This is a genomic window from Colwellia sp. MB3u-41 (assembly GCF_014076845.1).
Taxonomy (GTDB): Bacteria; Pseudomonadota; Gammaproteobacteria; order Enterobacterales; family Alteromonadaceae; genus Colwellia_A.
In genome coordinates this window covers 1-26,280 of record NZ_JACGUT010000085.1, presented here as the reverse complement: position 1 = coordinate 26,280, position 26,280 = coordinate 1, and the positions used below count along the sequence as shown (strand labels likewise).

The following is a 26,280-nucleotide window of genomic DNA, read 5'->3' as shown; positions in this document are numbered from 1 at the left end:
GTAGTAAAAAATGGCACTAAGTGATTAAAAATTAAAATCTTTATTAAATAAAAAACAATCCAAACTTTTGATATAGCTAACCGTGACAGTTTAAGTGTGCGTATTTTGGAGTTCGGAATCATTACTTTTCAATATTGTTACCGTTACCATGATAAACCATCTCGCATTGCATTGGGACGTTATCCTGACATTTCATTGAAAAAAGCGCGTGAGAAGATACCAGAGTTACGACAATTATTAAATGATGGCTTCAACCCAGCAGTTCAAAAAAAACGTTCTAAAGCAACTCGAAACGCAACGTTAGACGAATGTATTGATTTTTTTATGAAAAAGCACGTCACAACTCTAAGAGAGGTCTCACAAGGTAATTACCAGTTAACATTAGTTCTTCATGGTAAAAATTCTTTTAAATTTCCAGTAGAAGAAGTAACCATTCCAGAATGGTTTCAGTTGTTTGTGAAGTGGCACAGTTAATTTGGCCACCTACTTAGAGGTGTTATTATGCATCACGTCAAACGTTAGGTGATACAAATGACAAAGAAAAAACGTCCCAATTTTAGTCCTGAATTTCGGTTAGAAACAGCACAATTAGTTGTAGATAATGATTATACCCATTAAGATGCAGCGAAAGCGATGGGTGCTGGTTATTCCACCGTTAGCAAATAGGTAAACAGTTAAATGAAGAGCGAAAAGGTAAACAACCTAAAGCGACTCAGATGACCGCCGATTAATTAAAAATACGTGAACTTGAAAAAAGATTGAACGCATTGAATTAGAAAAGGATATCTTAAAAAAGGCTACCGCTTTGTTGATGCCAGATTCCCTGAACAATTCTTATTAATTGAGAAACTCAATCAGAGCAACAAAATAAAATATCCAATCACTACGTTATGCGATGTATTTAAAGTACATCGCAGCAGTTATAAATATTGGGTGAACAGGGATAATAATTTAAGCTCGTCAGAGATTAAATTAAGAGCTGATGTTAAACGCTTTCATGCACTTAGTGGTGGCTCTGCGGCTGCTAGAAGCCTATCTGAACTGGTGACGAATGAAGGTTATCCATTAAGTCGTTATCGGGCAAGAAGCTTAATGAATGAGCTAGATTTAGTGAGTTGTCAGATACCTAAGCATAAATATAAGAAGGTGAATCAAGATCATGTGGCCATCCCAAATATACTCAAACGTCAATTCGCCGTTGTTGAGCCTAATACTTATTGGTGTGACGTACATTTGGACGGGTGATCGTTTGTTTTATCTTGCCGTTGTCCTTGATTTTTTTTCTAGAAAAGTTATCGGCGGGGCGATCTCAAACTTACCGGATAGTGAGTTAATGCTTACATCACAGATTATTACAATAAGACCAGGCCACATACTTACAACGGTGGAATAAGCCCAAATGAATCAGAAAGAAGATATGAGTTAAGCTACAAAACTGTGGCCAATATTACTTGACCACTTCACTCACTGTTACCGTGGATAATAGACAATATTTAAGGTGTGATTATTAGGTTTTTGTCACCAAGTTGAAGTGATACCTCCACCAAAATTACGACGCGAATTTAAAAATATGGCAGATAAGATGTCTGCATTATAGGGGTAGTCAATATAAGGATTTATAAAATGAACGAAAAACTACTGGATTTATATAATAAATATTGGCCAGATTTAGTAAGTAATGCTGTTCGATTGAGCAATGAAAGTGACAAGCGCAAACCAAGTCATCCATTACTTATAAGGGTAAATGATAAATATGAAAATGCTAAAATAAAAGTGATGATAGTTGGGCAAGAAACAGATGGATGGTGTGAATCTATGATTGGTTCAGAACGTAGCCCTGATGGTATTGCAAATATTTATTTTAACTATTTTTATGAAACAACTAAAAAAGCTGCTAAAGCTAAAAACAAAAGACCTTTTTGGAATAAATCAAATTTTAAGTACTTTAAAGACGCTTTAGAAAAAGAGCTTGGTAGTGATAATGTTGGCTTTGTATGGAATAACTTATCTAAAATTGGAAAAAATTCTCGTGGGGCAACTACAAAAAAAATTAATAAGTTAGAAGAAGAAAGTTTCAGTGTTCATATACAAGAATTAGATATCTTAAAACCTGACGTAATTATTTTTAACACTGGCAGTGATCGTGACTACCTACTAAAGCAAAGGTTTAATGTCACTTTATCCAATACTCATTATGCCGATACAAAGAAAGAAGTCGCAAAGGTTGGCTTCTCTGGGAAGCATGAAAATATTATATCATTCAGGACTTTTCACCCTAATGCTAGGGCTTATGTAAAAACAAGAAGAGCTAGAAATACCTATATAATTAAACAAGTGATTGAAAGTATCAAAATGATTGGCTAATAAATTTAATGTACAAAAGTAACACTTTAAATATTTTTATTTGGAGCAAAAAATGACAAAAATACCTGATGATTTCATCGAAATAGTAGAGATTAAGAAAATAAAAGTTTGGGCTGTAAAAAAATGTACAAAATGTAATGAATCTTTCTATTTTATGTTCCGTCAAGGAAGTGTTTTCTATGATAATAGTTGCGACTGTAGTCAAAGAGATAAAAGTCGAAAATCTAGCTGGGGTGAAGTAGCCGAAGTGTATAATAAACCCGAAAGTAAAGAGTTAGCTGAAAAGTATCAAACATTTTGGCAGCTTGATTAATAAAGGAAGAGCTATGCGATCAATAATGTCGTAATACATCTTTACTATTCATTTATGATTTACCTAATAGATGAATACCGATGACTTTTGAAGATATTTTTAAATAGTTTGCCCTTCCAAAAAGCTATAACGTTACGCTTCTTCCTTTGTTCGTTAAAGGGTTACTTGAAATACATCGAATAGAATCGTTAAGAAAAAAATAATTGTACTACAAATGAAATAAAAATTAGTGCTCTTGGTAACTATGGTATTTGGGAAGCTAAGCGTATCGTATTGGTTGGTTTTGATGATATCGAGTTACTAACTTAACCCCAAGTAATTACAATTACCGAAATCAACAGCGTATACGACCACATTATTAGTTTTGACGGTGATTTAAAACTCACAAGTGGTTCAGAAGAAGTTGAATAATATCTCCATACCTATTTTAAGAAACAAAGCGATGAAAAAAGAACTAAGAAAGTTAATGCGCCAGCAGGAAGTAGAGTGATAATTACTCAAAACGATAAGCAATTTGCAGAAGAGTTTATAAGACAGTACTTAAATGATTATGAATTATATCTATTGCAAAATAGCAAGTGTAATTGTCAGGCTATAGGGACAGATAAAACTTGATTCTGATTGAAATATGCGGTGTTATTCTATGATTCGGTAGTAAATTAACGATGTGACTCCACGTGTGAGCCCATGAGAGAATTACTTGTTCTATCCTTTTAAATTAAGGTAGGTTTCATAATCGTGCCAAAGGGTCGTAGCTTGGTTACTGGTATCGTTCTTTACTGGAGAATATTGTTTAGTCATCCGTATTTACTGGCCTTTAATCAATCTACTGTTGTTTGTTATTGTTTTTTTATTGTCATTAAATGATGTTTTAAATTTTTATACACACAGCTGCCAACATAAATTTTTTATGTGTCTGCAGAAAATATGAAGCTTACAGAAAAAGAATTAAAGAAGCTACAGGACAAACATTAAGATAACCCCCTGAGGTCTCTGATCGAGACTCTATAAGTCTTAGGGTATTTAAAAGGTAAAGTTGTTTAGCAATAGAGATATAAATTTAATAATAAGCCTATTCGCTTAACATTAGGATATTACCCTAGCATGTCATTGAGTGAGGTACGAAGTAAAGTACATCGCTTAAAGGTTTGTTATTAGGCCACATCAGTCGCGCCTCGTAGTCTTTTCAGCTATATAAATTTAACTCTGTCGTTTACTAATCAAGAAGCCTATTTTATCGTTCTTGATAGGTAACTGGTATATCTAGCTAAGACCTATTGTTGGTTATCCATTTTTTCAATAGATATTGGTATCGATTTATATGTTGGGGTACCGCATTCATCAGCAATACTTTCTAACGGCACTAAGGGATTTGTTTCTGGATAATAGGCAGCCACACAGCCTGGAGGGATAAGGTATTCAACAATTTTAAAATTAGAGAGCGAACGTTCTATGCCATCGTTTGATACCGTTGTTATTTTTACATGATCTCCATTTTTTAATGCCTGTTTATCTATATCTTTTGCACTCATAAAGATGATGTCACGTTCACCATATACACCACGGTAACGATCATCCATTCCATAAATAGTGGTGTTGTATTGATCGTGTGAACGCAGTGTTTGCAGCGTTAGTACTGGCTTTTTAGTCATTAACTGTGCACGCTCATGTACTAATTGGTCTGGTAATCTAGCATCACTAAAAATGGCTTTTTTTATTGGAGTACGCCAATGACGTTGTGCTGCTGAATTTTCTAGGTGGAAACCTCTACCTGCTTTTATTCGGGAGTTATAGTCATCAAAACCGGGTATAACAGCACTTATTTCTTCACGAATTAACCCGTAATTACCGGCCAGCGTATTCCAGTCGACTATTTTATCGCCTACTGATGCCATGGCTATTGCAGCAACAATAGCTGTTTCTGAACGAAGAGTGTTCGCTGCTGGTTCATTTTGACCCGTTGAACTGTGCACCATACTCATTGAGTCTTCTACCGTAATACATTGTTCACCGCAAGATTGACGATCTATTTCTGTACGGCCCAAGCACGGGAGAATTAGCGCACGTTTACCTGTTATCACATGGCTTCGATTTAATTTAGTACTGATTTGTACGGTTAAGTCACACTTTTTTAAGGCCTTGTGAGTACGTGTGGTATCGGGTGTTGCCGCTGAAAAATTACCGCCTAAGGCAATAAATACCTTAGCCTTACCCTCAAGCATGGCATGAATAGACTCAACGGTATTAAAGCCATTATCACGAGGAACATTAAAGGAGTAACGATTCTCTAGTGCATCAAGAAAGTCCATTGACGGATTTTCATTGATCCCCATAGTACGATTACCTTGCACATTTGAATGACCGCGTACCGGACATGCGCCAGCCCCTGCTTTGCCAATATTACCCCTGAGCATTAGTACGTTCAATAACTCTCGCACTGTAGCGACAGAGTGGCGGTGTTGGGTAATACCCATCGCCCAGGTGAAAATAACCTTATTACTGCTGGCATATATTGTTGTTATTTGTTCAATATTTTCTCGAGTTAAACTACATTGTTTGAGAATTTTGTCCCATTCACTTGCCGCGACACTTTGTTGATATGCTTCAAAACCATGACAATGTTTATTGATAAAGTCGATATCGAGCACTGATTTATCATGCTCAAATTTTTCAAATAAACATTTAGCGACGCCACGTAATAACGCCATGTCTCCGCCTAAGCGAGGGGTGAAATAATATTGACTGATGGTAGTCCCCGTTAAGAAGATCATTTCTTTTGGGCTTTGTGGGTCTGAAAACTTTTGCAATCCACGTTCTTTTAAATTGTTCACGGAGACAATTTTAGCTCCGCGTTTACTTGCCTCACGCAAGGTTCCCAACATACGAGGATGATTAGTGCCTGGATTTTGGCCGAAGACAAAAATGGCGTCAGCTTTAGAAAAGTCGTCCATAGTCACCGTACCTTTACCCGTACCTAGACTATTTGTCATGCCTATGCCAGAGGCTTCATGACACATATTAGAGCAGTCAGGAAAGTTATTTGTGCCTAATACTCGACCAAATAACTGATATAAGTAAGCCACTTCATTACTCGCTCGACCAGAGGTATACAATAATGCTTCATTGGGGGAGGAAAGTTGCTGCAGGCTAGTGCCAATTACTTTAAAAGCTTCTTGCCAATCAATTGGCTGGTAGTGATCACTTATTCCATCGTAATACATAGGTTGGGTTAAACGGCCACTTTTCTCTAGTGAATGATCATCCCATTGTTGTAATTCTGTTATTGAATACTGTTTGAAAAAATTGCTATCAACACGTTTACTGGTGGCTTCCCATGCAATGGCTTTAACGCCATTTTCACAGAAGTCTACTTTCCCGGCAGTGGTAGAATCACCCCATGCACAACCAGGACAATCAAAGCCACCTGGCTGATTTGCTCTGAGTAATGCTTTAACGCTTTTCGCGGCATTTTCACTTTGAATTAAGTGTTTAGCTGAGCTTCTTAGTGCTCCCCAACCACCAGCAGGTGGAGAATAGGCAGGATTGTTTTTTGATGACTTAGACATATAAATCCTTTATTAGGCGTAACGTTTTAGTTGCCCATGTTGGAAGCAAAATAAGGCTATTTGTGATGTGCGAGCTGAATTAACAGCTAAGTCAGTCGGCTGTGCTAGCGTGACTAACGTTGTTAGTAATAAGCGAGCTGCCTTGGCAATTAAATCATGACTGCAGCGGCTTGTTATTAAAGCAAAACCATCATGAGTCAGTCGTTTTTTATGCGACAAACAACCTAGCAATTTATCTAACGCTGAATGGCGCCCCACATCTTCTCGAAAGGCGATCATTTTAGCAGATAAATCAAAAAATGCAGCGCAATGATTTCCTCGGATACTCCCCGATTTTTTTAAAATACTAGGTAAGGCATCTCTTGCTTGAATAATAATTTTCTCAGAGGGTAATTGAAACGATTTCACCTCTTTTTGATGAGGCTGATTTAATGACATAGCAGCTTCAATAGAGTCAAGGCCACAGAGGCCACAGCCACTTGGCCCAGCCATTGTTCTACGTCGTTGCTTTAATCGATGCTGAACTCGTGCTAAAACCAGAATATCAACTTGCCATCCAGAGACATGTGAATGAACAATGATATCTAAAACTTCGTTAACCGAATGAATTAAACCTTCGCTTAAACTAAAGCCAAGTGCAAAGTCTTTCAAATGCTCAGGAGATGCCATCATTACCGCTTGGCTAATGCCATTAATACTAATTGCAATAGCTGCCTCTTTAAGCTGCGCTTGGTGCAACTCTTTCTGAGGAAGTTCAGCAATTTGTTTAGTGCAGCTAAGATGCTTTATAATAAAATTCTCCAAAGTGTTTTTATCTTAAAAGAGTGGCGTTTTGCCATACTATCGACAAAACCATTCTATTATACAATAGGACCAGTAAGGTTTTTAATTACCTCCATCATATTTTCTCGAACGCTCAGAGTTTTCAACCATTACACTTAAATCTATAGTATTAATTTCTCTCCAGACATCATTATCAATTTCAATACCATATTCAACCGTAAATTCTTTGTTTTTTTTCAATCTATTAAAAACTAATGAGGTGACTTTTACTCTTTTGTAAAGAAGAGGTTAAATCTAGCCAAGGGCTAGTAATCACCAGAAGAATTAATAAGACACTCATATTAAAAAGCTAAACATATGACAAATATACTTCTAATTAATAAGACACTCATGTTAAAAAGCTAAACATATGACAAATATACTTCAACATTTATGGAGTCCTCACCTATAAGAGATATTTTGACAATATATTCGTGTGTTAAAGGAAAATGTAGTCAATTTGCTTCCAAAATGACAATTTTTTGGCAAGGTTATTCACCCAAAGTCATGGGTTCATAATCTACACCTATTTTTAATGTCTTCAAGCAAAGAGTTTATTACAATGGCTTAAGTTATGTCGTCGCTTTAATTGCTGATGGTCGCAGTAATCACTCAACACATCTTCGTGGCCGATAGCACCATGAAATTGTGTTCTAAATTCGGTGGTGATGATTAACCAGTTGTCCGCTGAAATATTTAATCGCTTGAGTATCTCTGGTTGTTTTTGTTCGATGAAACCCCTTTTATCCCCGCTAATACAGCGGCCAGTTAACGCAATTAATTGAAGGTAGTCGGCGAGTTCAAAAGGTAGACCCTTTGGCGTGTTTTTTCTAGGGTTACCAATAAAGGGAAATAGGGTCTTTGGCTGCAGGCCATTTCTTGCCTTTTTACAACGAAGTTTTATGCTGGTGTGGGCAGAGCTCTCTGGTGTCTTTGCGATATTGGCTCGAATAGGGTTTAAATCAACATAGGCCATACAAGACGCTAGCGCAGCTTCATCCAATAACGCTTGGGATTTAAAGCGTCCTTCCCAAAATCTACCGGTGCAGTTATCTTCTTGGTTAGCCGCTCTTGCAATACTTTCATTGATATACCCCATAAACCAACTGATTTTCATCAGGCGTTTTCGATAGACCTCCGCGGTTGCATTAACCTCATCAAGTAAGGGTTGAGCTAAGCGCTCACCGTTGCAATATTGTTTGGTCAGTAACGTACCTTTGTGTATGCGGTGCCAGCGCACAAGTACGTCAGTCATTGTCCACTGCTTCGCTTTTTCTTCATCAATAAATAACACCACATGATAGTGATTACTCATCACCGCATAGGCACAAACCTCAATCGCAAAAACTTGCGTTAGAAAATGGAGTTTGTCTTCCACCCAATCTCGCCGGTGCTCAAAGCTTTGACCTGAAAAGGTATCTTCACCACATAAGAAAGCGCGTCGAACACAACGCGCCACACAATGGTAATAAGGAGTGTCTACTAAACTGATTTGTTGTTTCCTTGGTGTGGGCATAACTCACCTAAGATAAAATAGCTTGGTTACTTTAGCTTAGTACAAAGGTAAAACTTGTTCAATTTAAGATGAGTGTCTTGTTAATTGTTTCTTGTTAATTGTTATATCTAATATGAGCAGCCTCAGTAGCCAAAAAAATTATATGGTTAATGCAGAGGGGATAAATAACAAACAGATCAGCGGTAGATTATTATTTTATAAAATTTAAACGCGAGTATTTGTTGAGCGTATATGAAATTTGGTCTGCTGAACACAGAATTACCTTTAGACTAGTGGTAGAATTACAGCTTAGGGTAAGTCGAATTTTTCTATATCTAGGTTTGTGCTGTAAATGAAATGTATATCTTCAAGTGTTTTTGGGCGCTTTATTGGTAAAAATACGAAAATTAATATTACTGAGATCGGCTTATCTATTGATGTTGAAAAGACCTTAAGCCAAATTAAATGGCAAGAACTCATAACACCGCCAATGTTTCATATCAGCTTTTTTGGGTACATAATGACATTGGAAACGGCAGATAAAAGTTATGCTTTTAGTATGCTTGCTTTCAATGCTAAACGCGAACAGAAGAGTCAGTGTGATAAACTTTGGGCGTTAGCCAATATTAAGCCAGTTGAGGCCTTATTAACGTCCATCAAAAAAATTATTACCACTCGCTATTTACGTCAGTCAACTATTGATGTTACTCAGTCATTAGTCAATAAAGAACTCAAACGTTGGTTTCCTTGGATTAACACCAGCAAAGCACTGCCCTTGGTTGATAAGCAGCTGCAGCAGCTGTCGAATTACCATCACTGGCAAGAGCAGGCTATAGACGATTGTCGTGAACGTTATATCAAGCAACAGCTTCAAGCCCACCAAGCCTTTTTTGATCGTGTCGAGTCTAATCCTTTAACGTTATGTCAACGGCGGGCCTGTATTATCGACAATAATAATAACTTGTTGTTAGCTGGCGCAGGAACAGGTAAAACCAGTGTGATGGTTGGCCGAGCCGGTTATTTACTTAACAGCCAACAAGCGCAGCATAGTGACATTTTATTATTAGCTTATGGCCGAAAAGCGGCTGATGAAATGGATACAAGAATAAAAGAAAAATTATCGACTAATAAAATTAGTGCAACGACCTTTCATCGTTTAGGCCTTAATATTATTGCTCAAGTTGAGGGAAAAAAGCCTAGTTTATCGGTATTCGCCGAAGATGAAAAAGCAAAAGCTAAGTGGATCCAAAGATGTTTTGAAACCTTGATTAATGAGCAGGCCCAATATCGTCAACTTATTATAGAGTATTTCAGTAAATACTATTACGTTGAACGTAATGATTCTGACTTTAAAAGCCTAGGTGAGTATTACCAATATTTAAATGATAATGATATTCGTAGTTTAAAAGGAGAGAAGGTTAAAAGTTTTGGTGAGCTCTATATTGCCAATTGGTTATTTAACCACGGTATAGAATACCAGTATGAAGCGAGCTACGTTCATGATGTAAAAACAATCGAGCGCAGACAATACCAACCAGACTTTTTTCTACCTGAGCTTAATGTTTATATTGAATATTACGGGGTAGATGAGAACGGGAATACAGCGCCTTACATCAATAAAAGTGAATATCACACCTCTATTGAGTGGAAACGAGACACCCATAAAAAATTTAACACTCTTTGTCTTGAATTTACCTATGCTCAGCATAAAAAAGGGCAGTTAATTAGCGCTTTAGAATCATTTTTTAATGCTCATCAAGTTAAATTTGACTTACTCCCTGATGAAGCGATACTCGAAAATTTAAAAGAAAGTGGGCGGATAACAACACTTGCCCAAATGTTTTGTCAGCTAGTAGGACTTTATAAAGCCGCGTGTTTAGACCATTCGTTAGAAAATAATGTGATCATAAATTCTTCTGATCAAAAGCAGACTACAAAAGCTTTAACGTTGCTTAAACCGATTTTAACCGCTTATGATGAACACTTAACATCTCGCGCTGAAATTGATTTTGAAGATATGATTAATAAAGCATTAGCGTATGTGCAGGGGGGTAAATTTAATTCGCCATGGCGTTACATCATGGTCGATGAATTTCAAGATGTATCGGAGCCAAGAGCACGGTTAGTTAAAGCCTTACGTGACAATAATAAAGCCTGTTCAGTTTTTGCTGTTGGTGATGATTGGCAGGCGATATATCGCTTTAGTGGCGCTGACATTACCTTGACCACAGGGTTTGCTCATTACTTTGGCGTTACCACTCAATCAGCTTTAGACCAAACCTTTCGATTTAATAACCAAATAGGCAAGGTGGCAACAGACTTTATTAGCCAAAATCCAGCACAAATTAAGAAAAAAATAAAATCATTAAAACAAGTTAAAGCACCTGCAGTTTCATTACTTAAACGAGAGAATGGCGCACTCAACTCTTCAAAAAAAGGTATTGTTGATGAAATGGCTAATGGTGCAATCGATGATGTTTTAGCGGCTATTTCAGCTAAAGCGTGTAAAACCGTGAGTGTTTACTTATTAGCGCGTTTTTGGTTTCAATTACCAGATAAAGTCGATCTTAATCGGTTAAATAATCAATATCCGCTATTAACTATTGAATCTCAATCTTTTCATGCTTCTAAAGGAAAGGAAGCTGATTATGTCATTATTCTTGGACTCAAAAAAGGTGCTCATGGTTTCCCTTCAGAAAAAATAACACCAGCCTTACTTGACGCCTTACTCGCGAAAAAAGAAGCCTTTGCTTATGCCGAGGAACGACGATTATTTTATGTTGCCCTAACGAGGGCTAAAGATAGGGTTTATGTTATTGCCGATATGACTGAAGCAAGCTGTTTTGTTAAAGAGCTTGCCAGCGGTCATAACATCGAACTTGATGAATTTGACAGCACAGCCAGTCAATTATTTATAGATGAGATCAACTGCTTGGTTTGTGAAACAGGCATCTTAAAGAAACGAACAGGGCGCTTTGGCGATTTTTATTCATGTACACACTTTCCTCGCTGCGAGCATAAAGAGGAACCCTGTGCTAGCTGCCAAAGTCCAATGACGCGAAAACGTCACCCAGGTTTTAAGTTTTGTTTGAATGATGCCTGTAAAGGTGTCATACCGACGTGTAAAGAATGTCATGCTGAAATGGTGTTGCGCTCAAGTAAACGTGGTGAGTTTTGGGGATGTAGAAACTATAAAGGTAATGAACCAATGAGCTGTAAAAATGGTCTCGATACCGCCAAAATAAAATGGCCAGAATTGGTGAGTTAAATAATGCGAAATAGTTATGAACACCTGTAGTTTGAAAATATTTCAGTATAAATTGATCAATGAGTTTCTTAGCTGTTAACGAATAAGATAATAAGGTTTCATAAGTAAAAGCAATAAGTTATATTTTAGGTGCTACTATAATTAGTTGCCAGTTGCCAGTTGCCAGTTCAAGGATGAATAAATGCGTTTAAAAGGAAAAGTTGTTCAATGGAATGCAGATAAAGCCTTTGGCTTTATTACACCAAACGGAGGTGGAGACAATATTTTTATTCATAAAACAGCCTTATCAAATAGAAGTCGTACTCCACAAATTAACGATGTCATTACCTTTTCAGTTGCCAAAGATAAAACCGGACGCTATTGTGTTAGCGAGGCTACTTTTTCGGGTGAAAAATTAAAGAAAAATTCAGCTAAAAAAGCCAATAAATTTTCTATTTATTTAGCGATCATATTTCTAATAACGATAATAGCTGTTTATTTTTTTGGGCTATTCCCTAAATATTTATTATTGGGTTATTTAGGTATGATTGTCATTACTTTTTTTGCGTACGCTTTGGATAAATCAGCAGCAAAACGAGGGGGATGGCGCACTCAAGAAAGTACCTTGCACCTTTTTTCACTCTTTGGTGGGTGGGCAGGTGCGGCAATAGCGCAACAACTGCTAAGACATAAATCATCAAAAAAAGCATTTCAAAATGTTTTTTGGATAACCCTTACTATTAACATTGGTGCTTTAATTTGGCTTTATTCATCTTCAGGTGCGGAATATCTAGCATTACTTAGCTAAGTTATAGTTGACCAAATACAATTAATTACCTTACAGGTGATTAGAGACAATTAACTATAAATGTAGCATGATAAAAATGTTGTATGATGAGTGTTTTTTCTTTTGAGGATCTAATGCCGTATTCTTACATGATGACAACTAATTAAAAAGTAACAAGGATGAAGTTGCACAGCAGGGCGCATTAGGATGATGTAATTGGCACTACAATTTTATAATGACAATGCTAATAAATTAGCCCAACAATACCTTTCAAAATCTTTCGAAGAGGTCTTTCAAAGCTGGTCCCAATTATTGTGGGGTACTATAATAATCCTTATGCGCGTATTCTCGATATTGGTGCTGGGTTAGGTCGATATGCTAAGTACATCACCGAATGTGCGATAAAAACTCATAATGATGAGAACAACTTCAAGTGTTTGCGGTTGAGCCTGCAAATATACTGGCAGAGCTTGGAGCACGTCATACATCGTGTCTCAATGTAAAGTGGATTACTAACTCATTACCCGCATTAAGCATTATTACTAAATAAGAAGTCAGTTTTGATTTAATACTACTTAGCGCAGTATGGATGCATATTCCAATAAGTGATTGTGCTCGCTCAATTCGTAAACTGGCTAATCTATTAAAGCCAGATGGAAAGCTGGTTATATCACTTCGACACGGACAAACAGACGAAGAACGCCTAACGCGTAAAATACATAACGGTTGTGCGGATGAACTAAGGTACGGGCGCATTTCCATTTATTCGCCACGTAGCTGTAAACGAGGGTAAATCAGCTACCCATGAGTTTGCCTTGTTAATAGTGTATTGCGTATTGCAGACGGTCACTCTGGCGCTGTGCTCAGGCAAGAGGGCGATCGCGTTATATTGCCTGTTGGCTTAATTGCTCTTTATTGGTGTCATCAATATAAAGACTTAATTGATACACATAAGATATTTCAAACCCCCAATAAAAGTCCCAACATGGGCTTTATGAAAGCTAATGGGGGCATAAGTTAACGCATCGAACCGCTTCTGATTATTGTATTGGTAATTTATTTACCGGTGATGATGCCATAGCACTGCACAAAACAATTACATCCGCTGTTAGCAACATTAAAACAATACCGTGTCGCTTTATTACTCAGCCCAATAGTCACAAATCTGTTTTCGAGGTTGCCAGTAAAACAGTCAAGCCTAAAGAGAGTATATTTCTTGATTTACAAACACTAGCACCGTGGGGCGAATTCTCATTGCCAGAAGCAACGTGGTTAGCCTTTTATCGTTATGCTTGTTAGATTGAGCCTGTACTCGTTAGTGAGTGGGTAAAAACCATGGCAAGTTATGCGGGCAATAGTCATTATAAATCGCTTGAAAACCAATACCATTTGCACCAAGCCCTAAACTGGTTAGAGCCTAAGTCGACAACAACTGAAGTAGGTAATCGTTTTGAGCCGCTAAAAGAGGTCTTGCCAGCACAAGAGCAGACCCGATGTGTTTGGTCGCAAAAGTCATTAAAGCAACAATATGATATTGACCATAGTATGCCTTTTGCTCGTTGGCCTAATAACGACTTATGGAATTTGCTGCCAACTGACAGCCGTATTAACAACCAAAAAAGTGATCGACTCCCGACAGAGCAAAAACTTAAACAGGCAAAAGCAAGCATTCAACACTGGTGGCAAATTGCTTGGCTTGATGACTCCACGGCTTTAACCAAACAACCAGCCTTGTTAAAAAGAGTAGAGCCTGTAATGTTATTAAAAAGTTAATAAAGCCAATGTTTCTTTGCTGAGGCGAGCATAGCATTGCCTGGACTAAGTTCAGATAACTCATCGGTAGATGATTTGTTTGAAGCTCTAGTTATGCAACGCGGTCGATTGAAAGAAATGCAGCAGTTGACTGAGTGGTAGTATTTAACGCTATTTTACCCCTAATTTTTTATCTTCAATAATAAAACAGGCCAAAAGAGTGATACGCCTTTATAAGTAGCGTGATGAAATACCGAGATTTTTCATACTCCAACCATTGTCATCATCTTTTTTTATATAAGATACAGCATCTACTATTCATCACAAAAACAGAGATCAGCAAACTTAATTATTAGTTAACTAGGTTGATGATCTTTATTTTTACGTACAAAGACTAGTGTTAGAAAATTTCTAGCACGTCTTTAACATGAGATACGGGTATCAAGGTAACGCCTTTAGTTTCTAAACGTTTATTGTAATTACGTTTAGGTAATATAATAACTTTAAAGTCGTTACGAATAGCTTCTTTAACACGCTCTTCACCTGAAGGCACGGGTCTTATACTGCCGTCTAAACCTATTTCTCCAAAGGCGATAGTATTGACCGAAAATTTATGTTCTCTTGATGAAGATATCATTGCGAGGATCAAAGGCAGATCCGAGCCAACATCTTTGGTTAAATTAACACCTGAGACCACGTTTACGTAAATATCATTACCACCAATATTGACTCCCATACGACTTCTCAATATGGCTAACAGCATTTGCATGCGTTTATAATCAAAGCCGACACCACCTCTAATAGGGTTCTCAGCCTGAGACTCAGTAACAAGTGATTGTATATTGATTAATAAAGTTCTGCCGGTATCATTTGATGCATAGGCCATATTTCCACTCGATTCAGCACCATCTTTATCCAAAAAGATGGCCGACGGGTTTACAACATCTTGCATACCTTTGGCTGTCATGGCGAAAGTGGCTATTTCTGTGGTGTCACCAAATCGGTTTTTAGAGGTTCTAAGTGTTCGGTATTTACTGTCAGCTTCAGGCTCTATTTTACACATGCAATCGCCAATGTGCTCAAGTACTCTAGGCCCAGCCATATCTCCGGATTTAGAAACATGACAAACTAATATAACGGTAACACCATGCTCTTTCGCTAGCCGGTTTAGCATAGCCGCTGATTCTTTGACTTGAGTAACACCGCCAGGAGAATTGGGCAGTGAACTAATAAATGCCGTCTGGATAGAATCAACAACCAGGAACTTATAACCGTCGGTGACCATGACATTACAGATAAGCTCAACGTCACCGGAGTTCATTATGTCAATTTTAGAAATGTCGGCTTGTAATCTTAAGCCTCGGTCTCTTACCTGACCTTTAGATTCTTCACCTGAGGTGTATAAAGATTTACCGATTTGGCTTAAATGAGCGCATGTTTTTAACAACAATGTACTTTTACCCGCCCCCGGGTCGCCTGCTACAAGAATAACAGACCCTTCAACAATACCACCGCCCAACACTCGATTGAATTCAGAACTACCGGTATCAAATCGAGTTAAGTCCATATCAGAGACTTCACTCAATTTATCTATTTTTGCATCTTCTTTAGAGTAACCTCGGTGAGCGTTTTTACTCGGTGTGCGCTGTGTTATAACCTTGGACTCTTTAAATTCTGTAATGCTGTTCCAAGCCGAACAACTTGAACATTGACCTAACCATCGAGGATGATTTTCACCACACTCAGTGCAAACATAAGTTGTTTTATCTTTTGCCATAATATTCTTAATAATGTATTTGTGAGGGTTATTATTTCGCGCTAGTTATATTGTTTAACGAGAAAGTCAGTAGAGTCAACACGATCAATCGATTGACAAGTTATGAGTTTATTCCAATTCCTGATGCGCATTTAACCACAAGCTCAGGTGAAGAAGCAAAAATATAGTCTTTGTCAATATAAGTGATTTATATATCGCTTTCAATTTAGCGCGCTTGGTTGCCCATTACATAAAGTAGAATGACATTTATATGCTGTTGGTTTTAATTGATTACATTTTGCTTAAAGGTATTATTATGTACTAGAAACTTAGGTGAACACTAAGAGCATTGAAAGCGTGGTAGTATATTACTGCGATTTTAATGTAAAAACATCAGTTCTAGGGTGTTTCAGTTGAATGTTGAACGATATACGTTCATTAATAAAAAGTAACGGTATGTATAACAATAAAAGTAAAAAAAGTACGAAGCCTCAAGAGATTTCTTATAAACGCGTTCAATCATATATGATGTGGATGATCGAGAGATATGGCGATTATTCAGCAAAATCTTTACTGCAAAAAGCAAATTTGTTATTTAAAGAGGATACACAGTTTAATCAAACCGCCCTAGATTATTTAATTGAACATGAAATTATAGACGATGCCCGTTATGCAAAAAGGCTCACGATGAGTCTTGCCGAGAGTAAGATAGGTCCAAATAAAATAAAAGAGAAGCTTTACGCAAAAGGTTTTCAATCAGCAACGATTAATGACTGCGTAAACGAACTTGAAACCACAGAAGATGATTATTTTGATAAAGCATTAGCGCTAAAAATAAGAAAGTTTGGCGAAGAACCTATCTCAGATATAAAGTTAAAGCAAAAAGCTCTACGTCATTTAACAGCCACCAAAGGGTTTTCATATTCAATTGCTAATAAAGCCATTACTTATACGCCTGACGAAGAATAAGTTAGTTTAAGCGCGAACTAAATGGGTGTTCTTGTGAAAAATGACATCATCGCTCTAAAATGTGATCGACTCGTTATTGAGTTGCCGCATGCAGTGGAGTAAAGAAGTGACTGCGCATAATGATTGATATTACTAATCACCAAATGAGATTGACCATTGATGATCACTATTGCCACTAAGCTTAGATAGACATGTTTTTACTATATACTCACGCTGGGCGGTTTTTAGGTTCTATGAAAGGTCGCCATTGTGCGTAGCAATGTCATTAACTTAAGGATTTAACACATACGTTTATAATTCATTGGGTACTTATTTGTTTTGTTTCTACGGTCTTGTCGAAAAAACTTCCGGTCAGGTCGAATAGCACTTAAATTCTTTGATATTTTACTTAATATCAGTTCGTATAACTCAAGCTCAGCTAGCTTCATAATGAGTCTGACAACGTTATCCTTTAGCTGATTTATCGCAGAAGCTGCAAGGTTTTTAGTTAATAGCTTAGCGTGTAAGTCTTGTAAAACACCTTCAACAGAAACACTAGAATAATTCTCAATATTAAGACGACTTTTCAATACTTTAAAATCTTCTTCAACTCCCCAGCGTTGGTGATATAAATTAGCGAAAAGAGTAGTAGGATAAGCTTGTATATCTGTTAATGATGAAACCAAAATCTCTGGCTCGCCTGATGGCAGGTCAACTCGCACTAACCTTAACTGTAGTGATTCTGTCGATATCTTATCTTTTCTACATCTACGAAGAGATTTTTCAACACAAGGGAAATCAACGACATCACTATATTTCTCACTTTCTAAGAAAGCTTTAACAACATTAGATCTTTTAACAATGCGCATGCAAAAATCAACATTCTTTAGCATATGGTACTTATAAAACCAAACGGCAGGAGAACCTCTGTCATAAACGACTAAGTCACCTGTTTGGGTTTTATTTAAATGCTTTAGCGCCATTTCACGCTCTCCTGTTGAATGGCTTTCTACCTGTAAATCTAGGGTAATATTATTTTTAACATCATAAAGTTGTGAAAGACGAACATGAGGCATAGCGGCATGTGGGCGAGCTTTACCAAAATACTCAAGTAGTTTGTTAGAGATAGGTAATTGTGTGACTGAGCCATCAACAGCTAGCAGTCTATGGCCTTGCCATTCATCAATGGTTGCCGCTTCATAGAACGTTTGAACCAAATCATCATTTAACTCAATAAATGCCTGATGAGATAGTTTCATTTTGGCTTTACAAAAAGCTGCGGTGCTAACAGACTTTGTTGATAAGTAGCTATCGTCGATAACATTGAAAAACCGAACAAGTTCAGCTTGAATTGAACCATTAAGCGCATTCAACATAAAACTCATTAAACGAGGAAAAGTAAGCGTGCGATTTCGAGTGAAATCTGTAGGTTTTTTACGGTGATTTTCTAAAAATTCAGTTGAATGAATTTTATTGGTTGGTTTTTGTACTATTTGAATTAAATACTGAACAGCTCATTAGGGATTTATCTCTATTTTTAATTCATAGGCAGGTTAGCAATTAGCTAACTTATTGTAAATGCATAAATTAACCTTAAGTTAATGACATCGATGTGCGTAGTGTTGACGTTAGTGGTTGGCTATTATTTAAGTCAACTGATAGCCATAAGCGGAAGTAGAGCAATCATCAACACAGTTCAGGTTATGTTACATAGACGACCTTTTTATTAATAAAGAATCGACCTTAAAATAGTCAGCAAAGATACGAAAGAAGACCTTAGCCTTGGCTTATCTAGCGACAAGTGATCCGACAAAGGAGTCATAAGATTATTTAGCAAGTTATGCTTTCAAAAGAGGTATAAGCAATAAAAAACCGTCGATAATAGTTTTTATCGACGGTTTTATAGTGTTAACTTTTAATAATACTTCGTTTCAACTTTCCAAGACTGGTCTGAGTAATAATCACAAGTCCAAAGCTGCATATTTCTATTTGATTCCCCCTTGTAACCTGCAATGTCTAAACACATACCTTTTTGTTTATTGATGAGACTACCATTATTTTTCATTTTCCATTTTTGATCTGGTAAATCTTGACAATACCAAAACTGCACATTAGCTTTTTTACTGCCAGAATAACCACTTGCGTCTAAGCAAAGAGGAGTCGAAGTCGGGTAAACAGGGCGTATCTCAAACCATAGTTCATTCCCGTACATATCATATTCAGGGATGACACTATTAAAGCCTATAGTTAAAGGCGTTAAAGCTTCTCCGTCCCGCCATAATTCAAACGATTGATCAGGCCCACCATCACAGTAGAAAGCTTGAACATTTTGACCTTTCCACGCAGTAAAAGTAGAGCTTTCACCGTCAATGCATATTTTCCTAGGATCTGATGGACCATTAGGTTTTGCCTTATTAACAAATTTAACCCTGGTCCCTATAGTACGTGTTGAATCTATTGCTTCATACACTAAACTTTTATAAGTTTTTGTTTGCTCAATAAAACCATACTCATAAAAAACTTGAGCATATATCTTTCCATCCTTCTCCATTAAACCTTCGTACTCTACTTTTAAGTAGTCAGGGTAAGTTTGTTCTGTACTCCCGGTGTTAATCACATTCTTAGCTTCAAGTGCATGTGTTTGTATATATTTTCCTTCCATCGTATATTCTAAAATAATGTTCCGATGGTCGTGGTCATAATTTTCATAAAGACCGAGTTGAATATAGACCTTGCCGTTAGCAATCTCAGCTCCTTGAACGGATGTATTAAGACTATGCTCTGGAGAGATACGAAATGCCCGAATTGGATTCAAAGTCGTACCATTAGCAGGGAGATTACTGGTATTTAAATTATATATAAATACATGAGTATAATTTTTAGTATTAACTTTATAGTCACTTGTTACTTTTGCAAATGAAACTGTCATAGCGTATTCACCATCAGTTGCACCAGCCCATGTTCCCCATGAAGAGAAACTATTGCCGTTAGTATCAATGTTAACGTTCCCAGAAGAGGTTTTTGGGTGTGACAATGGTAGGGTTTTATTTGCTTCCAAAAAGGTTGAACAAAGTCCATAAATACAATCAGGTAAAACCGTTATACTATCTCCAAAGATAAAATAATTATTATCGGCATAGTCAATACTTTGGTGGGCTCGTATAAGTGTGCCAGTATCAGTAGCAGTATTACTATTTAATCGCCAAAGTTGATTTTCTTGTTTATTGTAGTTCTCACGGAAGCTTTCCACTTGGCTCGAATATGTATTCCAGACGATCTCTTGTGTTTGAACCTCTTTTGAAGGTACCTCCCATTTATGCAAAACATCCCATGTAGATGCTTCTACTACGATAGGAAGTAATAATACTGAGAGTAAAATTTTTTTCATTCTTTATCCTTGTATAATGAACTGATGTTTATTTTTGGAATGGAATATACTGAGTTTTACAATATAGTCAATACATAAACACCTGCTTGCTAACAATGTAATTACATTATAATTACATTTCTTGTGGAGAATGATGTGAGTATAAGGTTAGATTGGTTGTATTAATGTTCATAAATATTGTTTGGTGCAAACAATATACTTAGATGTATATTTCCTGCAGTGATAAACTATTGGAATCAGTAAATCAATTTTAGCCTATTATATTTTATATTAGTTGACTTCCGATAATTTAGATTATCAGAACGAAATCCGATTTGGAATATAAGAGGTAATATATTCACAAGATCAATATGATAATGACCGCTATAGGTTGTGAATAGCTTTTAGTAGCTCAAAACCTAATGTCAGTTTTTGGCTAGCTGTTGTCGTAAGATTCAATAATACCTAATGACTTCTTTGTCGGAAGAAGCAGTCACTTTTGTTTAAAACATCAATGACCGCTTTGGTGGCTTAGTCGCCTTTCAAGATAAGGTAGTTCAACGTATTCTTAAACTTCCAAACAGCTATCGATGCTAATGTCAGCTCGTATCTTTGTTAACATAGGGCTAGTGATTATTAGAGACTTCTTCAGCTAGCCAAAAGCGGTCATTAAGCTTTTGAGAAACTATGATCATATTCGGGGTAAGTTTAACTAAAACTTACTACTTGTTTGTGGGGCTGGTTTAAGCTCATTACTGCCGTTGGAACTTTATTTCAAAATGGCAACTTGGAGCCTAAAGCGGTCTGAAATCGTGACTAATATCTCCCTCAATTTAAGTCGGCTAGGATACGATAGCGGACGTTAACATCAATGGATTTTCGAACTGTTTATAGTGTTCGTTAGACGTTGAACTACCTTCATCTTGATAGTCAACAAAGCGGTCATAGCTGTATTGTTTTATTGATTAAGAATTACTTATTTGTACGGAAAATATATTATTTTTTTCATTTTATGTGAAATTTTTATTGTTCATTATGACGAACAATAAAAAAGACTTAGCCCTTTCCCTTATTGATAGTAAAAGTCCCTATGAACTTTGAAATTCATCAACTTAGGCGTCTAAAAGATCAAAAATCAAACTGAACAATAGCTTTAAATAGCTAAGATAAAGTGACTAAAGTGACTAAAGTGACTAATATAAAGGGACTAATATAAAGTGGCTCAAAAAAATAATGAAAAAGAAAAGCGAGCGGCTGAACTCTTTATCGCCAATAAAGAGCTTGAATTTCAAAATAATGAAAAAGAAAAGCGAGCGGCTGAACTCGTTATCGCCAATAAAGAACTTGAATTTCAAAATAATGAAAAAGAAAAGCGAGCGGCTGAACTCTTTATCGCCAATAAAGAGCTTAAATTTCAAAATAATGAAAAAGAAAAGCGAGCGGCTGAACTCGTTATCGCCAATAAAGAACTTGAATTTCAAAATCATGAAAAAGAAAAGCGAGCGGCTGAACTCGTTATCGCCAATAAAGAACTTGAATTTCAAAATCATGAAAAAGAAAAGCGAGCGGCTGAACTCGTTATCGCCAATAAAGAGCTTGAATTTCAAAAAGATGAAATCAAGAACCTAGCTTACTATGATATGCTGACGCAGTTACCTAACCGCTGGCAATTATTTGATAAACTTAATCAAGCTTTAGCCGCTAGTGCACGTAGTGGTCATCAGGGTGCGGTATTGTTTCTAGATTTAGACCACTTCAAAAACCTCAATGATACGCTCGGACATGATATTGGTGATTTGTTACTGCAACAGGTGGCTGAACGACTAATTACCTGTATACGTGCAGAAGATACTATTGCTCGCTTAGGGGGTGATGAGTTTGTGATAGTGCTAGAAGATTTAAGCGATAATGTCATCAAAGCCGCTGCTAAAACCAACGATGTAGCCGAAAAAATATTCCTCACACTTAATAAACCCTATCAACTTAATGCTCATTACTACCAGAATACCACCAGCATAGGGGCCACACTATTCATGGGTCATGAACTCAAACCAAATGAACTATTAAGGCAAGCTGATATTGCTATGTATGAATCCAAGAGTAAAGGTCGTAATACTCTGAGCTTCTTTAATTCAATCATGCAAGAGATAATTACTGCTCGTGTTAATCTTGAAAATGAGCTATGCAGAGCGATTGAGCAAGAGCAATTTCAATTATATTATCAAGTACAAGTTGACAGCACCGGGAGGGCCTTTGGTGCTGAAGCTTTAATACGCTGGCAGCATCCAAAACGTGGCATCATTTCTCCTTTGGACTTTATTCCAGTCGCAGAAGAGACAGGACTTATTATCGCCATTGGGCAATGGGTACTGCAAACCGCCTGTGCACAGTTGAAGCGATGGGAACAAGATCCACTGACGCATCATCTCACATTGTCAGTCAATGTGAGTCCTAAGCAATTTTTTGAAACAGAATTTGTAGCGCAAGTGCAGGCAACTATACAACTTTATGGCATCAACCCTACTAAGCTTAAATTGGAATTGACCGAGAATATGTTGGTAGATAATATTGAAAAAATAATTATTACTATCAATACGTTAAATGAAATGGGCATTACTATATCATTAGATGACTTTGGGACGGGCTATTCATCATTATACTACCTAAAGAAATTACTCATTTATCAACTCAAAATTGATAAATCATTTGTACATGATATTGTCACGGGCATCCAAGATGAAGCAATTATTCGTGCAATTATTGCCATGGCACACAGCCTAAATATAAGTGTAATTGCTGAAGGGGTTGAAACAGAAGAGCAAAGACAGTTTCTACTTAATAATGGCTGCATTCACTTTCAGGGTTATTTATTTAATAAACCTGTTCCTATTGATGAATTTGAGCTTTTAATTAGAAAAAGTTGAATAATGTTTAATTGGTAAAATATATTAATTTCTGTTTGATACGTTTTTTTGCCTTACCATATGAATCGGCAACCGCAGCAATGAGTCTTAAAGCAGCCACACGAGTGAGCTGCAAATATTGGCTAATATTGCCCTAAATTTTCTCCTGAATTTGCAAAGGCTGAATGTCCGCAATTGGCTAGGAGCTGAAGTATTGAGTTAGTCACTCGTAGCTTCCGCTATGCGCACCAGGGGATATTAGTACTAAAAACTAACCAGCTTTAGGTATTGTAATCAGCATTAAAAACATTAATCATCTCTTCATTCACATGATTTAAGAGTGGAAATACTTGCTCATTATCTGAATTAAACCAATAATCGGCGTGTTCAGGCAATATAAGTACTGGCATGCGCTTATGATACTCTCCACATTTGGCATTAGGGGCTGTCGTTAATGTGACTAGTTCAGTTATTTCGTGTTCGAATAATATGCCAGCCATGTACAGTGGCATTTTGTCAGCATGCTCAAAAAGATATTTAACTTTCTTACCTTCTTCTGTGCGCCATTCAAACCAACCGTTACAAGGCACTAAGCATCGTTGATGTTGAAAAGCTCGCTTGAAAGTAGGTTTTGTTGCTACTGTTTCAGACTGGGCATTGATTATTAATCTTTTGGACCAGCTTGGCTTTATTCCCCAATTGGCATTTACTTGTTGGTACCCTAATGGGGCAGTTGTGATTGTTGCCGCTAACTGACTAGGGCTAAAGTTAGTATTGGCCGTTACTTTAAAAGAAGTATCGAACAGGTTACTAACTAGCGGAGCTATTCTCTCAACAACACTAAATCGACCACACATTTAAAATGCCTTAACAAATAATTTTAGGAATATCATGCCATTTACTTGTATAGCTTGGCGATAAAAATTCACGCCTCATGTTCCATTTATGTACTTGACCTGCGCTAGCGACTTCAACAGTAGCATTCCCGTATCGATTATTTATAACGTCATAGCAGTTCATTAGCTCAGGATCATCAGTATTCACTGTAAATAGATCATGTTGCTGAAACTTACTATCTTGTAATTGTATTGCACCCACGCCACAACGGTAATAGTTAACGCCATTAATAAAAACATCAGTCATAACCGTTGAGATAGCGTTAGCAATTTTTAATGTATTGTCTGTTGCGATAGGAAATTCATAGATCACCGATTTGTTGAAGTAATTATCATCGTGTGGTGAACTAGCAGCAAAAATTAATAACCTTTTGATTAACGATTGTTGATTCCTTACTTTACGTGCGACAGTCGAACCATGGGTTGTTAATGCCGCTTTTAATGCATGGTAGTTAGTGACTCGTTCACCAAACGATCTGGTAGAAAATATTTCTTTTTTCGGTTGTTTTATATCTTCCCAATTGAGACAAGCAACGCCATTTAATTCATTAATAGTACGTTCAACGACAACACTAAATTGTTTACGCATCACTTTAGGTGATTGGTTAGCTAATTCCCACGCTGTATTTATACCTAAGGTGTTTAATCGTTTACCTGACCGAGAGCCAATGCCCCATACATCCGTTACTGTCATGCGCGATAAGACTTCTTTGCGCGATTTGTCATCATTAATAACCGCGACACCATCATAACCCGATAATTTTTTAGCTGCATGATTTGCAGCCTTAGCCAATGTTGGTGTTGTTCCAAAACCTACACCAACCGGTAATCGTGTTTCACGCCATACCGCTTTTCTGATGGTATGACCATACTCGTGCCAGTCAGTGATGAGTTTGTTGTAATTTTTGAACTGTAAAAATGATTCATCAATTGAATAAACGTACTGATTATCGCAGAACCTTGATATGACATTCATCATCTTGTCGCTTAGATTTGCATACAGCTCATAGTTGGAAGAACGGATCACCACATTATGCTTTGCTAAGAAATGTTTAATTTGAAAGTATGGTTTGAACTTGGGCACACCTAAACGTCGTGCAATAGGGCAAACTGCACATATACAACCGTCATTGTTCGTCAATACAACAACAGGTTTATTTCTTATGGACGGGTCAAATACTTTCTCGCAAGATGCGTAATAAGAGACAGCATCAACTAACGCATACATGCGGTAAGCTCTCTTGCTTGTCGATGTAAGCGTATTGAGCGAGTAACCACGCCCTCAATTTGAAACTCATCTTCAGGTGTTATTTTTACAGGTTGATGCAGTACGGAGGCTGATATCAACTGTGCATGCTTCTTATCAATAAATTTACAGGTAAAACAGCCATTGTAATTAGCGACTATGACATCACCATCTTTTACCTGTTCGGAGCGGTCAACTAACAACAAGTCACCATCAAATATACCTATATCTTGCATTGATTGTCCTTTAGCCACACCGATAAAAGTAGCATCAGGGTTTGCAATTAATAATTGGTCTAGAGATAATCCAAGTTCTTTATATTCTGCTGCGGGTGATTCAAAGCCAGATATACCAGCCTCGATAAAAATAGGAATAACTTTCATAATACACAACAATTATACTGTACAAAAACACAGTATAATTTATAAGTGAAATTTTATATAGACTTTGTAATAATTATTGTGTCTTGATGTAATTATTAATAGGTTATTGACTGTTCCTGCCACACTGAAGACATTAGCACTTGAGAATTGTCACTAAAATCTTTTGTATGTTTTGATCAACAGTGGAGATGGCAGAACAACCACATTACGCTAGTAGTTTCCTGATAGCTGACATTCCCCTTAGTTGAATACAAGTGTCGTTTGATAATAACTTTTTACCAATAAGCAGCTAAGTTCGAGTGTGAACTAAGCCACCAAAGCGGTCATAGACTTCAAATAAAAGCGACTGAACTGCCTGGATAGCAGATATAATGGCCCTGATTTGGCATGCTGTTCTTATCACTTTGAGGCATTACTACTTACTAGTATTATCAC

19 protein-coding genes and 1 pseudogene are annotated in these 26,280 nt (G+C 36.9%); 11 read left to right on the top strand and 9 right to left on the bottom strand.

Annotation, left to right across the window (positions count from 1 at the left end; translation table 11 throughout):
• Positions 1–57: 57 nt before the first annotated feature.
• From H4J73_RS20035 to H4J73_RS20020, 4 genes and pseudogenes are all read left to right on the top strand, one after another.
• Positions 58–474 carry an Arm DNA-binding domain-containing protein gene (locus tag H4J73_RS20035; protein WP_339379391.1) on the top strand — a complete coding sequence of 139 codons (417 nt, stop codon included), beginning with the start codon at positions 58–60 and terminating at the stop codon, positions 472–474.
• Between the two features lie 57 nt (positions 475–531).
• Positions 532–1,455 (top strand): annotated as a pseudogene (locus H4J73_RS20030) (IS3 family transposase).
• Positions 1,456–1,623: 168 nt separating this feature from the next.
• Entirely contained in the window at positions 1,624–2,364 is a 741-nt protein-coding gene (locus tag H4J73_RS20025) for a hypothetical protein (RefSeq protein WP_182179764.1), read from the top strand.
• Positions 2,365–2,416: 52 nt separating this feature from the next.
• Positions 2,417–2,677, top strand: coding sequence for a hypothetical protein (locus H4J73_RS20020; RefSeq protein ID WP_182179766.1), 261 nt, complete (start codon positions 2,417–2,419; stop codon positions 2,675–2,677).
• A 1,274-nt stretch (positions 2,678–3,951) separates the two neighbouring features.
• Here the strand turns inward: H4J73_RS20020 and H4J73_RS20015 are convergent.
• The 3 genes from H4J73_RS20015 to H4J73_RS20005 form a co-directional block, all read right to left on the bottom strand.
• The gene (locus H4J73_RS20015; protein WP_182179768.1) at positions 3,952–6,243 is read right to left on the bottom strand and encodes an FdhF/YdeP family oxidoreductase; all 2,292 of its coding nucleotides are present in this window, start codon (positions 6,241–6,243) and stop codon (positions 3,952–3,954) included.
• A 12-nt stretch (positions 6,244–6,255) separates the two neighbouring features.
• Positions 6,256–7,047, bottom strand: coding sequence for a formate dehydrogenase accessory sulfurtransferase FdhD (fdhD, locus tag H4J73_RS20010; RefSeq protein WP_182223122.1), 792 nt, complete (start codon positions 7,045–7,047; stop codon positions 6,256–6,258).
• Between the two features lie 559 nt (positions 7,048–7,606).
• Positions 7,607–8,581 (bottom strand): transposase, encoded by a 975-nt coding sequence (locus tag H4J73_RS20005; RefSeq protein ID WP_182179771.1) that lies wholly within the window; start codon positions 8,579–8,581, stop codon positions 7,607–7,609.
• Between the two features lie 331 nt (positions 8,582–8,912).
• Here H4J73_RS20005 and H4J73_RS20000 point away from each other — a divergent pair, with 331 nt between their 5' ends.
• From H4J73_RS20000 to H4J73_RS21115, 5 genes are all read left to right on the top strand, one after another.
• Positions 8,913–11,828 (top strand): UvrD-helicase domain-containing protein, encoded by a 2,916-nt coding sequence (locus H4J73_RS20000; RefSeq protein WP_182179773.1) that lies wholly within the window; start codon positions 8,913–8,915, stop codon positions 11,826–11,828.
• A gap of 181 nt (positions 11,829–12,009) precedes the next feature.
• Positions 12,010–12,615: a DUF1294 domain-containing protein gene (locus H4J73_RS19995; RefSeq protein ID WP_182179775.1), complete on the top strand. Its 606-nt coding sequence runs from the start codon at positions 12,010–12,012 to the stop codon at positions 12,613–12,615.
• Positions 12,616–13,183: 568 nt separating this feature from the next.
• Positions 13,184–13,387 (top strand): hypothetical protein, encoded by a 204-nt coding sequence (locus H4J73_RS21125; protein WP_404851844.1) that lies wholly within the window; start codon positions 13,184–13,186, stop codon positions 13,385–13,387.
• A 36-nt stretch (positions 13,388–13,423) separates the two neighbouring features.
• Positions 13,424–13,615, top strand: coding sequence for a hypothetical protein (locus tag H4J73_RS21120; RefSeq protein ID WP_404851845.1), 192 nt, complete (start codon positions 13,424–13,426; stop codon positions 13,613–13,615).
• Positions 13,616–13,929: 314 nt separating this feature from the next.
• Entirely contained in the window at positions 13,930–14,367 is a 438-nt protein-coding gene (locus H4J73_RS21115) for an HNH endonuclease domain-containing protein (protein WP_404851846.1), read from the top strand.
• A gap of 379 nt (positions 14,368–14,746) precedes the next feature.
• On the opposite strand, the gene radA is transcribed toward H4J73_RS21115, so the two are convergent.
• A complete protein-coding gene (gene radA, locus H4J73_RS19985) occupies positions 14,747–16,123 on the bottom strand; it encodes a DNA repair protein RadA (protein WP_182179777.1) in 1,377 nt (458 codons plus the stop codon).
• Positions 16,124–16,519: 396 nt separating this feature from the next.
• Here radA and H4J73_RS19980 point away from each other — a divergent pair, with 396 nt between their 5' ends.
• The gene (locus H4J73_RS19980; RefSeq protein WP_259366747.1) at positions 16,520–17,071 is read left to right on the top strand and encodes a regulatory protein RecX; all 552 of its coding nucleotides are present in this window, start codon (positions 16,520–16,522) and stop codon (positions 17,069–17,071) included.
• Positions 17,072–17,349: 278 nt separating this feature from the next.
• Here the strand turns inward: H4J73_RS19980 and H4J73_RS19975 are convergent, their stop codons facing one another.
• Positions 17,350–18,519 carry an IS4 family transposase gene (locus tag H4J73_RS19975; protein WP_310649674.1) on the bottom strand — a complete coding sequence of 390 codons (1,170 nt, stop codon included), beginning with the start codon at positions 18,517–18,519 and terminating at the stop codon, positions 17,350–17,352.
• A gap of 446 nt (positions 18,520–18,965) precedes the next feature.
• Positions 18,966–20,438, bottom strand: a complete 1,473-nt coding sequence (locus H4J73_RS19970; RefSeq protein ID WP_182179779.1) for an RICIN domain-containing protein — start codon at positions 20,436–20,438, stop codon at positions 18,966–18,968.
• Between the two features lie 1,196 nt (positions 20,439–21,634).
• Between H4J73_RS19970 and H4J73_RS19965 the strand changes: the two genes are divergently transcribed.
• Positions 21,635–23,341 carry an EAL domain-containing protein gene (locus H4J73_RS19965; RefSeq protein WP_182207860.1) on the top strand — a complete coding sequence of 569 codons (1,707 nt, stop codon included), beginning with the start codon at positions 21,635–21,637 and terminating at the stop codon, positions 23,339–23,341.
• A gap of 260 nt (positions 23,342–23,601) precedes the next feature.
• Here H4J73_RS19965 and H4J73_RS19960 read toward each other — a convergent pair whose 3' ends face one another.
• Genes H4J73_RS19960 through H4J73_RS19950 form a run of 3 tightly spaced genes read right to left on the bottom strand, consistent with a single transcriptional unit; the run spans position 23,602 to position 25,845 of the window.
• Positions 23,602–24,177 (bottom strand): SOS response-associated peptidase, encoded by a 576-nt coding sequence (locus tag H4J73_RS19960; protein WP_182179783.1) that lies wholly within the window; start codon positions 24,175–24,177, stop codon positions 23,602–23,604.
• A gap of 10 nt (positions 24,178–24,187) precedes the next feature.
• Positions 24,188–25,444, bottom strand: coding sequence for a Y-family DNA polymerase (locus tag H4J73_RS19955; protein WP_182179785.1), 1,257 nt, complete (start codon positions 25,442–25,444; stop codon positions 24,188–24,190).
• The gene (locus H4J73_RS19950) at positions 25,432–25,845 is read right to left on the bottom strand and encodes a LexA family transcriptional regulator (protein ID WP_182179787.1); all 414 of its coding nucleotides are present in this window, start codon (positions 25,843–25,845) and stop codon (positions 25,432–25,434) included. The genes H4J73_RS19955 and H4J73_RS19950 overlap by 13 nt, the downstream gene beginning before the upstream one ends.
• Between the last annotated feature and the right edge of the window lie 435 nt (positions 25,846–26,280).